The organism is Sphingobacterium griseoflavum (assembly GCF_014653155.1).
Classification (GTDB): domain Bacteria; phylum Bacteroidota; class Bacteroidia; order Sphingobacteriales; family Sphingobacteriaceae; genus Sphingobacterium; species Sphingobacterium griseoflavum.
Genome location: NZ_BNAF01000011.1, coordinates 26,288 through 40,139 on the forward strand (window position 1 = coordinate 26,288; position 13,852 = coordinate 40,139).

Consider the following 13,852-nt stretch of genomic DNA (forward strand, 5'->3'; position numbering starts at 1 on the left):
TAGAATAAATAGATAAACAAAAGTTATACAGGCAGCGCCAGAAGCGGAATGTTCATTTTTAAAAGGAATTTAAGTAGAAATTCTACGAATAATGGTATTTTTGTAACAACGACGATCGCTGAACGATAAGCCTAAAAAGAGACGTCTACGCTGCATGAAAATGATATTTGAAAAACTCTCGGGGCATCGGTTCCTCTTTTCCCTTGTGCTGATAAGCTGTTGCCTGATGCTGATCTCCTCTTGCCGGTTGTTTAGGGGAAAGCCAGCAGTTGCCCGTCAGGGACAGGAAGATACCTTAAAAACGGATTTCTTCCAAAATTTGACATCCCGGTATAACATACTTCATCACGCCAACATGATGTTGGAACAGGAAACAAATGCCATTTTTCATGCTTTGGAAAAGAATTACCAGATTCGTCTGTCGGTATTTGATGAGCCCACGACAAGCGGAGATCCACATAAGATGATGGATTCGCTGATTCAAAAAGCCTACAAGATAGTCAATGACAAACAGGCGAGCAAGTATGTCAATGATGCCATTTTCCTTATCGGAAAAGCTTACTACTATAAGGGAGCGTATTACACTGCGGCAGCATTTTTCGATAAGCTGATCCGTGATCGCCGACCCGAACAAAAGTCATTTGGCGCGTTGGCCTACGCGTGGAAATCCCGTGCGCTGCTTCAGCTAGGAAAAGAGGAAGCTGCTGGGCTGGCGGTAGACTCTGCATTTATGGTGCTAGACGATCACGCAAAAACCAAGACATTCGTATATGCGGCGAAGGCTAACCACCTTGTGCGTATTGGCAAAGAACAAGAAGCAATTCCATTTTTAGCGTATGCCCTTTCCACCAATGGCCGGCATGGCGACCGTTATCGATGGAAGTTTCTGCTCGCTCAGCTATATCGGGATACGGAAAACGAGAAAGCTTTGGTTTTATTCAATCAATTGTCGAGGAGCAATGTGCCTTTTGATATGGCCTTTGAAGCAGGTCTGCAATCGGCTTTTCTGACGCAATCGAAGGATACAACCAACTTGGCACAGCGGGCGAAGCCATTTTTTAAGATGTTGAAAGAAGGCAAAAATGATGGTTATCGCGATCAGATATTATTCGAAATAGGTAAAATTTACCTAGCGGGTGGCGAAGAGGAACATGCTGTTCGTTATTTCAACAAGGCGTTGAAGGATGTGGATAGCAATCCTTACCAGCAGACAGAAACCTTTCTAGTGATGGCGGATTATTTCTTTTCTAAAAAGCAATATCAAAAGGCTCAGCGCTATTACGATAGTATCGCTACCATCTTGCCACAGAACTATACCGATGTGAACAAACTGCGGAGAAAGCTTGCTTTTATGAAGGAGCTTACCGCATTGTATCAGGAGAACATGTGGCAGGATACGTTGATTGCGCTCGGCGAGATGCCTGACAATGTGCGGCTTGCTGTGGTGGATTCCTTGGCGAAACAATCGTTAACTGCGCGTGAGCTGTTCATCGTCCAGCAAAAAAAAAGGAACGGAGGTACAAAAAAGGAATCATCGACCAATAGAAATGCATGGTCTAGTTTGCAAGGCGCCGCCCCGGCCCAGCAGCCCGCATCCATCTTTGCCGATAGCCGTTTTTACTTTAACAATCAGGACGCACGTCTTTTAGGGCTATCAGCATTTAAGAAGCGATGGGGAGGTAGGCAATTGAAAGATGGTTGGCGTTTTTCAGGAGATCCCGATGGACAGGCTATGGAGACACAACCTTTCCTGACAAATGATTCGGATGCCGTAGAGCAGGTCTTACAGGTTGCCGGCCAAGACAGTTTGCAGCAATTTCGACAGCGCTATTTAGATGCGATACCCATAACAGCCGAGGACTTTGGAAATAGCCGCCGAAAGATTCACGATAATATGATCGCCATCGGTAATATCTACCGTGACTATATACGAAATAACGCCCAAGCGATAGAGGCTTATGAAGCCTTATTAAAACGCTTTCCAGATACCGAGGTTGCATCGGAGATCTATTACGCGCTATTTCGAATGTACGATAGCGTCGATCAAGTGAAAAGTGCGTACTATAAAGAGAAGTTGACGGATAGGTATCCAGGCAGTATACATGCCATGGTTGCGAAGGATCCGCATTATATGGAGAAGAGAAATCGCGAGAAGAGCACCATGGACCGGGCTTTTGAACGTCTTTTTACGCTTTATACGAATGGAGAACATACCGCGGTGATAGAACAAGCGACGGAGGTGCTCGCGGGAACATCGCGAGCAAGCCAAATGGCCTCGCAGGTGGCCTACTTAAAAGCACTTTCTATTGGTCGCGTAGGTCGGGTTGAAGATTTTATGGGGGCTTTGCAAGAAATTATAGAGCATTATCCTGCAGATAGTCTCGTGGTACCATTGGCGCGCGAACATAAAAGGTATATGGTGCACCACCCCGAACTATTTGCTAACAGGGTGAATGCGTTGCAGGACAAAGACAAACAGCGCGTCGCTTTTGTGGACGAACCGGATATGACACCATGGCCGGCGTTACGTATAAATGGCGACTATAGAACAGCCTCGCCATTGGCCAGTTCCTACAAAGACCAACTTGCAGAACAAAAGGCTGCCGAGCCCCAAGATGGAGCGATAAAAAAAGAAGTCGCGGTGCTGTGGGCTGAAGAAAGAAAGGAGGCTTCGCCGAAAATCACTACGGAAAGCATAGCAGGCAGAAAGGCTGGTTTGTCGGCGGTGAATGCGGGTATATTATCTTCAAATCTGGTTTCTTCAAGGATAGATTCTATAAATATGGAGGAGGAGCGCTCTTCGGTCCGGTTGGATGCATCCGCCACTGGCGCACCGATAAAGACGACAAGTAAGTTTGACAACGTAGGAAGCCTCCAGGGAAAAATTACCAACACTGGACAGATGCGTATCGACTTTGGAGCAAACGACTACCGCGACAAAAAATTGTTCCCCGATACAGCGACTTACTATTTTGTGGTCAATGTTATGGATCCGGCCGTAAATCTTGCACCTAGCCGGTATGGCATCGGCCAGTTTAACCGTTCACGGTATGCACGGTCTACGATTAGCCACCAACTCAGCTTGGTGAATGCGGAAAACCAGTTATTATGCATGGGGCCTTTCGAAACTTTTGAAGAAGTTAAAACTTATGAAACGAGAATCTTACCTTTGTTACCTGAAATCATGAAAGTGCCACAAGAAGATTACAACAGCTTTATCATAACAAGAGAAGCAATTGGCACGTTAACTGATGGGATACAGATTAAAAACTATCATCAGGTTTACGAAGAGCAATAAAATCGTTTTCGACAATAAAATGAAAAGAGAATCAAAGCAAAGTAAATTGACCGCAGAGGACATCAAGCGATATACATTCAATTTTTGGAAGGTGTTTTTTGCTGTCATTTTGATCGGTGTATTGTTCATCGCGAGTGTTCGTTTTGGCGTTTTTGGGAAGCTTCCTTCTTTTCAGGAGCTGGAGAACCCAAAGAGCAACCTCGCTTCAGAAATACTGTCCGACGACCTTCAGGTATTAGGCACATACTATCGCCACAACCGTTCGAATGTCACATACAGCGAGTTGTCACCCTATTTGATCCAAGCGCTTATCTCTACAGAAGACAAACGTTTTTATGACCATTCCGGCATCGACTATTCGCGTACCATCACGTCGGTATTCCACACGTTGTTTGGCAACAAACAGGGCGGGAGCACGATTACCCAGCAGTTGGCACTGAATTTATTTTCAGAGCGCCGTGAACGGAATACCTTCAAGCGCGTCATGCAGAAATTTCAGGAATGGATAACGGCTGTGCGGTTGGAAAGGAGCTATACAAAAGAAGAAATCATTACCATGTATTTCAATACGGTAGATTTTGGGTATAAAAACACTTACGGCATCAAGTCGGCAGCGCGTACTTTCTTTAGCACGACGCCCGATAAGCTCGCTCCCGAAGAAGCGGCAATATTGGTGGGGATGTTAAAAGGTCCCTCGGTGTATTCGCCGGTACGTTTTCCAGATAATGCTACGGTGCGCAGAAACACCGTACTAAACAACATGGCCAATCAAAATTTTCTGACAGCAGATCAGTTGGCCAAAGCGAAGGGCAATCCGATTAAGCTTAGGCTGAGTATATCTAGCTATGGGGAAGGACTAGCGCCATATTTTAGGGCGATTCTGAAAGACGAGATAAAGAAAGCATTTAAAGAGCTTTCTATTACGAAAGGGGATGGCACTCCCTATGATTTGGATCGGGATGGTCTTCGGATATATACGCCAATCAATTACAGTATGCAGCAGTATGCAGAACAGGCGCAAAAGGAATGGATGATGAAACTGCAGCGGGATTTTGACCGGCAGTATCGCAATTCAGATCCTTTTCGGGGCGATAATGCCAAGCTCCTCGTTAAAGGGATGCGTAATTCTGATCGGTACAGGGCGCTTAAGGAGTCTGGCTTTTCGGAGGATGATATCCGGAAGGAATTCCAAAAAAAGGTGCCCATGACGCTGTTTACCTATAGGGGAAATGTCGATACCGTCATGACACCAATGGATTCTATTCGCTATAACAAGCTTTTCCTGCGCAATGCGGTGATGTCGATGGAACCAAAGACAGGGCATATCAAAGCGTGGGTAGGCGGTATTAATTTTGAGCATTTTAAATTTGACCATGTCAAACAGGCGCAGCGCCAAGTTGGTTCGACGGCAAAGCCTTTCACCTACGCTACGGCGATCGATAACGGTTATTCCCCTTGCTTTACCGTGCCCAATCATATGCAAACGTACGGCAACTGGACGCCGCGTGGCACAACGCAGGGCGGGGATCCCATTACCTTAAAAAATGCACTCAAATATTCCCAAAACTTTGCGACGGCCTATGTAATCAACGAGGTCACGGCGCAGAATGTAGCTATGCTTACGAAAAAGATGGGTATTACCTCGGATGTGCCCAACTACCCATCTATCGCGTTAGGATCATACGAAGCCAATGTATTTGACATGGTAGGTGCCTATTCGGCATTCGTCAATCAAGGAACTTGGATTGAACCTACCATGATTTTACGTGTCGAAGATAAAAATGGAACGGTTATTTACGAGAAGATGCCCAAAGTGGTAAAAGCTTTGAACAGCGAATCTGCTTACATCATGGTAAATATGTTGAAGGGCGTTGTGGATGGTGGAACAGGATCTCGTGTCAGAAGGGCAGAATATGGTGGGCTTACCAACCCAATGGGCGGCAAAACCGGTACGACGAACGACAATTCTGATGCGTGGTTTATTGGTATTACGCCGGATTTGGTAACGGGGGTATGGACGGGAGCTGAAGATCGTGGCATTCGTTTTCACAGCATGGCATCTGGACAAGGAGCAGCGGCAGCCCTGCCTATTTTTGGATTATATATGAGAAAGGTATATGATGACAAGAAGCTGCACTATACGCAGGAAGATTTTCCGTTGCCGCCCGGAGGGCTAACGAGAGAGTTGGATTGTAGCAAATATCAGCCGTTCCATGGCAGTTCCGTGGATGAAGTTCAGTTGGACGACGATAGATTAGGTTTTTAATAGACGATCTTTTCATTGCCGAACAGTAGATTTAACGAAATTTGTTGTTCGGCATTTTTGTTTATATGGAGTTATTTGATTACAAAGAAGAACTAAAGAGGATACCGCATAAACCAGGCGTCTATCAGTATTTCGACAAAAACAACGAGCTGATATATGTAGGCAAAGCGAAGGATTTGCGAAACAGGGTAGGCTCTTATTTTGTGAACGATAGCCAGCTAAACAGCAAAACGAGGGTGCTCGTGCGCAAGATCAATCGGATAGCGTTTACGATTGTGGATACGGAGATTGATGCCTGGCTGTTGGAAAATAACTTGATCAAAAAGCACAAGCCTCGCTACAACGTGATGCTGAAAGATGACAAAACCTACCCTTGGATTGTTATCAAGCAGGAACATTTTCCACGTGTTTTTTGGACTCGAAAGTACATCAAAGATGGATCACGCTACTATGGGCCCTACGCTTCAGTCGGTATGATGCACATCATATTAGACATGATTCGCGAGTTGTTCCCTTTGCGTACTTGTAACCTAAATCTTGCGCCAGAAAATATCGCCAAGGGGAAGTATAAGGTCTGTTTGGAGTATCAAATAGGAAATTGCAAAGGTCCTTGTGAAGGTTACCAGGGCGAAGAAGACTATAACCAAAATCTTTCTGATATAAAAGATATATTGAACGGGAAAATTTCGGTCGTGACGAACCGTTTGAAAGGACAGATGACTGATGCGGTGAATGGGTTGAATTTTGAGATGGCGCATCGCTTGAAAAGCAAACTAGACAAGCTGTCCAACTATCAAAGCAAATCGACTGTGGTCAGTTCGTCCATTACAAATGTGGATGTCTTTAATATAGCGGCTGATGATAGCTATGCTTTTGTGAATTATTTGAAAGTGGCGCACGGGGTTGTGATACAAACGCAGACCCTAGAAATGAAAAAACGTTTGGACGAATCGGTAGAGGAGTTGCTTGCTTTAGCCATTCCCGAAATACGAAGCCGATTTAAAAGCACGTCCAGGGAGATTATTGTTCCTTTCGATATTCATATCGAAGAACGGGAAGATCTGAAGTTTACGGTCCCTAAAATGGGAGAGAAGCGCAATTTGCTTGACCTTTCCTACAAAAACGTCGCCTATTTCAAGAAGGAACGTATGTTGCAGTACGAGCGTTTAAACCCGGAAATAAAAACAGAGCGGGTTCTCAAGCAAATGCAAAAGGATCTGCGCATGAATGTTTTGCCGAGGCATATAGAATGCTTTGATAATTCGAACATACAAGGTAATTTTCCTGTTTCCGCAATCGTTGTGTTCAAGGATGCGAAGCCGTCCAAGAAAGACTATAGACATTTCAATGTGAAGACCGTCATCGGGCCAAATGATTTTGCGACCATGGAAGAAGCGGTATTCAGACGCTACCGTCGCCTGTTGGATGAAGACCAAAGCTTGCCCCAGCTGATCATTATCGATGGAGGGAAAGGTCAGTTAGGAGCCGCTTTGAAGAGCCTGAAATTGCTCGGCATAGAGAAGAAGGTGACGATAATCGGCATCGCAAAGCGATTGGAAGAGCTCTATTATCCAGGGGATCAATATCCTCTTTATTTGGACAAGAAGTCTGAAACGCTACGAATCATCCAGCATCTGCGGGACGAGGCACATCGATTCGGGATTACTTTCCACAGAAACCAGCGCAGTCGTAAAACATTCGTTTCGGAACTGGAGAATATACCCGGTATAGGCAAAACTTCGGTAGAGAAACTTCTGAAACTATTCAAGTCCGCTAAAAGAGTGAAGGAAGCAACGGAAGACGAATTGGCAAAAGTGCTTAATCAAAAACAAGTTAAAGCACTCCGCCAGTATTTCGAGGGTTAACTGCGATTAATCCTCGTAGCCAAATTTTTTCAAGTAGTTCTTTTTGCTCCTCCAATCCGGGATCACCTTCACAAACATCTCTAAAAATACCTTGCCGCCGATAAATTCTTCCATATCCTGCCGAGCATATGTGCCCACCTTTTTGATCATGGCTCCGGCTTTGCCGATGATGATGTTTTTTTGAGAGTCACGCTCGACAATAATTTCTGCAGCGATGCGGGTGATATTGGCCTCTTCTTTATAGGAAGTAACTACAACCTCGGTACTGTAGGGGATTTCTTTATCGTAAAGTTTGAAAATCTTTTCGCGAATCATCTCCGCCATGAAAAATCGCATGTTTTTATCGGTCAATTCATCTTTCTCATAATAGGGAGCGTGTTCGGGAAGCTTTTCCTTGATATACTGCATAATGCCTGTTACACCATGGTCTTTCAGCGCCGAAATGGCAAATATCGCATCCGGATTCAGCTTTTCTTGCCAAAATTCGATTTTAGCTTTAACTTCCTCTTCTGATGATTTGTCAATTTTATTGATGAGCACAGCCACAGGAGATGATGTTTTCCGTAGCCTTTCGATTACATCATTCTCATCGTACTTTTCGTGAATATCAGTAACGAAGAGAATAACATCAGCGTCAATTAGGGAGCCTTGCACAAAGTTCATCATGGATTCCTGTAAAGAATAATTCGGTTTTATGACGCCGGGTGTATCTGAAAAAACGATTTGATGGTCCTCATCGTTCACAATGCCAATAATTCGGTGTCTAGTAGTTTGTGCTTTAGGTGTGATAATCGACATCTTCTCACCTACTAATGCGTTCATTAAGGTGGACTTACCCGCGTTGGGTTTCCCGATGATACTGACGAATCCTGCTTTGTGCGACATTTTATCTTGTTTTTATTTGGAATACAAAGAAACAAATAATATCTTTGTACTCCAATTAAACGGGATGTTATCTTGCGCTACGCATACAGAAAAGCGCAATTTTAAAAAAGACAGAACAAATTGGAGTGCCGAAATCAACGGTCTTCGTTTGAAGAGGTTGAAGAAAGCGATCGAGCGCGAGGCCTGATTGATAAAATTTGACATCAAAGTGGAGTTTTTTTGACTTTCACTATGCCATAAAAATATATTGCGGGGTGGAGCAGTTGGTAGCTCGTCGGGCTCATAACCCGAAGGTCATCAGTTCGAGTCTGGTCCCCGCTACTAAAGAGCTAGGCGTGAAGTCTAGCTCCAAGAAATTAAATGAGCGGTGCGCGATGTATCGCTGCGTAGATAAAAATATATTGCGGGGTGGAGCAGTTGGTAGCTCGTCGGGCTCATAACCCGAAGGTCATCAGTTCGAGTCTGGTCCCCGCTACTAGAGAGCTAGGCGTGCAGTCTAGCTCCAAGAAATTAAATGAGCGGTGCGCGATGTATCGCTGCGTAGATAAAAATATATTGCGGGATGGAGCAGTTGGTAGCTCGTCGGGCTCATAACCCGAAGGTCATCAGTTCGAGTCTGGTTCCCGCTACACCGAAAGCCCCGAGGAAACTCGGGGCTTTTTATTTGCCGTCAATTTTTGGTTCAGGTCGAGATAGGCGTTTTTGTCGGCTTGCAAACTTGACTAGATGTCTGGTTCCCGCTTTAGGGCAAGTCTTTATGAACGTGCAGGCATTGCGTTGCTGCTGGTACGCATACCCAATTTATCGGGCAGGCTGTTTGCTTGATAAAAGCGCAATCGTTTGATTGACGTTTTCATTTTGGGAAGTCAGCATTCCTATTTATGTTTATCTAAATAAACTTAAATATGGATGCCAACATCTTAAAACATACCTTCCTCATATCTTTCTTTTTATTGATCGTTTCGACATCTATCGGCAAACCTATCCTGTCTAAATTTGATGTTGCTGATACGTCTTTCTATCCAGTTCCGCTAGCAGGCAATGCATTTTTAACCATCAAGCCAACAGGTGCTACCGAGCAGATTAGAAATAGCGGCCTTATCGGATGGAGCAACGCAGCCAGCGTTGTCAGCGTCTATTTTCGCGTCAACGAACGCGCTGAGATCCGCCTAAAGTTGAGGGCAAGGGTTGCATCAGATGCCAATTCCAGTAAAATCACCGTCACCGTAGCAGGAGTCGCCAAAGAAATCGATTTATCGGGAACGGAATTTCAAGATTATGAGGTGGGCACTTTCTCTGTTCCGGAAGGTTACGTCAAGGTGGATCTGCAGGGAAAAGCCAGATCAGGCAATTATTTTGCGGAGGTATCACACCTTGTTGTAGACGGCAGCTTTCCCAAAGCGCAAATTATCTACAGTAACGATCCGTCCTTTTATTATTGGGCACGCCGAGGGCCTTCCTGCCATATGGCTTATGTAGTTCCCACTACGGATCCTGTACAATATTATTACGGAGAACTTACCGTTCCCGAGGGAGAGGACGCGGTTGGTTCCTATTTTATGAGTCATGGATTTTCTGAGGGATATTTTGGGATACAGGTGAATTCGGACCGGGAGAGGAGAATACTATTTTCGGTGTGGAGCCCTTATGCTACAGATAATCCGGCTGACATTCCAAAACATCTACGTGTTACGCTGAACAAAAAAGGTACGGATGTGCATACGGGCGAATTCGGGAATGAGGGATCTGGGGGACAAAGTTATTTTAGGTATAGTTGGACTGCTGGAACGACGTACAGGTTTCTGTTGAAAGCGCAACCTGATTTGAACGGCGCAACGGACTATTCCGCGTGGATATATTTGGACGATAGCGGAGGCTGGTTTTTGATCGCAAGTTGGAAGCGACCGGATACGGATAAGTACCTGACGGGATTCCATAGCTTTCTTGAAAATTTTGATCCCAATCAAGGTCACATCGGACGTAAAGTGCTTCTATCCAACCGATGGGTCCGAACGGTTTCAGGTCAATGGTTGGCGGTAAATACCGCACGCTTTACAGTAGATGCAACCTATAACGCTTCGCAGCGTATCGATGCGATAGGAGGCACGTTAGATCATGCTTTTTTTCTGCAGAATGGTGGTTTTTTTTCACGGGTCGTCACGCCAGGAAGCACATTCAGCATGACAGCGCCCGCTGCTGCCCCGTGCATCGATTTCGATAATCTACCCTAACTAATTAAGGAACGGCGGACGCTGACTCCTTTTTCTTCACTTTTTTGTGACAGAGACTTTTCCGCGCAAACGTTTGTGTTGATTTGCGCAATCGTTTTCGTTTAATAGTGAATTTATCGTGAGGTTACTTTACGTTAACTTGGCGACCACTAGATTATGGTAATCTAATCGTTCAACAAAACCTTAAAAGTAATTTTATGATAAAGAGATCTACAAATCCTTTGTTCATCAGTAAAAGTGTTCGGTTGGCTTCAGTGCTTTTCATAGGCGCTTTGGTTCACTCGGATCAGGTATTGGGAAATAGTAGCAGCTTGTATTGGAGCACTTCGCACCAACAAACGGTAACGGGACGTGTGACGTCAAGTAGCGGCCCGGTATCTGGTGTTACGGTATCAGTTCAGGGCAACCCAGCATTGGTGACCTCAACAGATGAACAGGGTAACTTTTCCCTTGCTGTCAACAAAGGCGATGTGCTGGTGTTTACGGCCATAGGATATTCGTCCCATACGCAAGTGGTAGATGGCCTTACCATGCAGGTTTCACTGGACGTTGCTGACCAATCGCTGGAAGAAGTGGTGGTGGTTGGTTACGGAACACAGAAAAAAGAGAGTTTAACGGGGGCGTTAACATCTGTTAAGGGAGATGAGTTACGTGATATCACTACGGCGTCAGTAGAAAATATGCTTAACACAAAGGCTCCCGGTGTCTATGTTGCTCCAGGGTCTGGGCAGCCCGGTTCGCGTGGCGCAGTGGTGATCCGCGGACAAGCAACCCTTAGTGGTACGACCAGTCCTCTTTGGGTAATCGATGGTGTGATCATCGGGACATCAGCAGGGGATCTGAATCCCGATGATGTCGAGTCGATGACGGTACTCAAAGATGCTGCTTCCACAGCGGTTTACGGTTCGCAAGGTGCCAACGGTGTGATTGTTGTTACGACCAAGGGTGCTAAGACCGGAAAAACGACCATCGAACTGTCTTCTAAAGTTGGTTTCAATCAGTTGACTAATGGCAACTTGGAAATGATGAACGGCGAAGAGCTCTATGACTACTATAGCTCGTTTGCAAATGCAAGCACAATCGCCTTTCCCCGATGGAACGAAGACCTCCGAAACAGTAATTTCGATTGGTGGGACGTTGCGACGAGAAATGGATTTACCCAAAACCATAATGTTACGCTTCAAGGTGGTACAGAAAGCCTCCAATCCTTACTTTCGATCGGCTTGTACGATGAAAAAGGTGCTGTCAAGGGGTATGACTTTACGCGATACAACGTCCGCTTTCGGCAGAGCTATAAGCCTTTAGCGTGGCTGACCATAAAGCCTTCATTTGTTGGCGCGCGACGTGGCGTCGCGGACAGGCAATATTCTACGACAGCGATGTATTCGAATTTTCCTTGGGATAGCCCATTCGATAGCGAAGGGAACTTGGTGCCACATCGTTACAGCGGCTGGGTAAATAGCGCAAGTACAAATTATCTCTACGATTTGCAGTGGAACAATTCTACAAATACAAATTATGAATTGATGGGGAATCTTGATTTTGATGTGAAATTGACAAATTGGTTGACTTTCTCATCGGTCAACAACTATCGTTACAACAGTTATTCTTCCAGCGGTTATACAGATCCCCGTTCCAATGGAGGGCAGAGTGTAGGCGGAAGGCTAACGGAATATCGCACTGAATTTGCGAGGCGATATACCAGCCAAATTCTTCGCGCTGATAAAACATGGGGTTTACACGCCGTTAATGGTGTGTTGGTATACGAGTTTAATGATTACGCCGCCAAAACACTGGATGTGTATGGAACTGGATTTATTCCTGGTTTCCAAGTGTTGGATGTCGTCAACAGACCGGAACGTACGCGAGGTAAGATTAATGAATGGGCGGTAGAGTCGTTGTTATCCAATATGCATTATTCCTATGACAATAGATATTTGGCACAAGTTTCATTTCGCAGAGATGGAGCGTCAAATTTCGGCGACAATGCAAAATATGGCAATTTCTTCTCAGTAAGTGCTGGCTGGAATATAAACAATGAGCAGTGGTTCAAAGCGGATTGGGTAGATGCCTTCAAGTTAAGGGCAGCGTATGGCTCTGTCGGGAATCGTCCTAGCGCATTGTACCCGCAGTATAATCTTTATTCCGTATCAGCTACGTCAGGGTATAATGAGAGTCCTGGGGCGCTCATCAGCCAAAAGGGAAATCCTGACCTCACTTGGGAAAAAACATATACCACTGGGGTGGGAGTTGATGCATCAGTTTTAAATAACCGTGCCCGCGTGACGCTAGATTATTACATGAAGAATACGGATAATATTCTTTATCAGGTGCCCGTTACGGGGACTGTAGGCATCACGAACATTTGGCGAAACATTGGCGAAATGCGAAATACAGGGCTAGAGCTGGCCATTGGTGGTGATCTTGTTAGAAATGCAGATTGGTTATGGAGTGTCGACTTGAATGTTGGCCACAACCGTAACCAACTTACGCAGCTTTACCCGACGAAAGACGCCGCTGGGAATTTTGTCGTGCGTCCGATTATTGTGGGTGATGGTTTGGGTATTGCGGGATCGTCGCAGCGTATTCTCGAACCGGGCCTTCCAGTGGATACATACTATCTAAAGGAATGGGCTGGAGTGAACCCCGAGAATGGAGCGCCCATGTGGTATAGGGTGCAACGGGATGCAGATGGAAATGAAATTTCCCGTTCGACGACTTCAAATTATTCTGAAGCAACATTCGAAAAGTTGGGCAATGCGGCGCCCGATATTTTTGGTGGATTTTCCACGGCATTACGCTATAAAAATATAGATTTAGGTGCTGTTTTCGGTTATTCTATCGGTGGTCAAATCTACAATTACGCGCGTCAAGAATATGATGCCGATGGAACATATACGGATCGAAACCAAATGAAATTGATGCCAGGTTGGAGTCGCTGGGAAAAGGAAGGTGACATGGCTACACATCCTATAGCAAAGTACAACAATCGGGACGGTGGTAATCAAGCGTCTTCGCGTTTTATCGAGGACAGCGATTTCCTACGGCTGCGTTCGCTGACCCTAGGCTATAGTTTTAAGTTGAGCCAATACAATATTAGAAGCTTGCGTGTTTATTTCGCCGGAGAGAACTTGTTTGTCTTGACTAAATATTCAGGCGTCGATCCCGAATTGCCCATCAGAGATGCCGATGAAGCGAGTTTAGGCGAACCCGTTGGTGCTTTGCTTGGATCGACCGGCCCATCAGTTTATCCAGCTACTCGACGTTTCATGCTAGGCTTTAATCTTTCATTCTAAAATTATTTAAA

6 protein-coding genes and 3 tRNA genes are annotated in these 13,852 nt (G+C 45.2%); 8 read left to right on the forward strand and 1 reads right to left on the reverse strand.

The window, feature by feature from the left end:
• Positions 1–154 precede the first annotated feature (154 nt).
• The 3 genes from porW (at position 155) to uvrC (ending at position 7,429) form a co-directional block, all read left to right on the forward strand.
• A complete protein-coding gene (gene porW, locus IE165_RS14300) occupies positions 155–3,298 on the forward strand; it encodes a type IX secretion system periplasmic lipoprotein PorW/SprE (protein ID WP_189627328.1) in 3,144 nt (1,047 codons plus the stop codon).
• A 19-nt stretch (positions 3,299–3,317) separates the two neighbouring features.
• Positions 3,318–5,564: a penicillin-binding protein 1A gene (locus IE165_RS14305; RefSeq protein WP_189627329.1), complete on the forward strand. Its 2,247-nt coding sequence runs from the start codon at positions 3,318–3,320 to the stop codon at positions 5,562–5,564.
• Positions 5,565–5,629: 65 nt separating this feature from the next.
• Positions 5,630–7,429, forward strand: a complete 1,800-nt coding sequence (gene uvrC / locus IE165_RS14310; RefSeq protein ID WP_189627330.1) for an excinuclease ABC subunit UvrC — start codon at positions 5,630–5,632, stop codon at positions 7,427–7,429.
• A gap of 6 nt (positions 7,430–7,435) precedes the next feature.
• Here the strand turns inward: uvrC and era are convergent, their stop codons facing one another.
• Positions 7,436–8,314, reverse strand: coding sequence for a GTPase Era (gene era, locus IE165_RS14315; protein ID WP_189627331.1), 879 nt, complete (start codon positions 8,312–8,314; stop codon positions 7,436–7,438).
• A gap of 248 nt (positions 8,315–8,562) precedes the next feature.
• Between era and IE165_RS14320 the strand changes: the two genes are divergently transcribed.
• From IE165_RS14320 to IE165_RS14340, 5 genes are all read left to right on the forward strand, one after another.
• Positions 8,563–8,635, forward strand: a tRNA-Met gene (locus tag IE165_RS14320).
• Positions 8,636–8,716: 81 nt separating this feature from the next.
• Positions 8,717–8,789 (forward strand) — tRNA-Met (locus IE165_RS14325).
• A gap of 81 nt (positions 8,790–8,870) precedes the next feature.
• Positions 8,871–8,943, forward strand: a tRNA-Met gene (locus IE165_RS14330).
• Positions 8,944–9,219: 276 nt separating this feature from the next.
• Entirely contained in the window at positions 9,220–10,545 is a 1,326-nt protein-coding gene (locus tag IE165_RS14335) for a DUF3472 domain-containing protein (RefSeq protein ID WP_189627332.1), read from the forward strand.
• A 197-nt stretch (positions 10,546–10,742) separates the two neighbouring features.
• Positions 10,743–13,841 (forward strand): SusC/RagA family TonB-linked outer membrane protein, encoded by a 3,099-nt coding sequence (locus tag IE165_RS14340; protein WP_189627333.1) that lies wholly within the window; start codon positions 10,743–10,745, stop codon positions 13,839–13,841.
• Positions 13,842–13,852 lie beyond the last annotated feature (11 nt).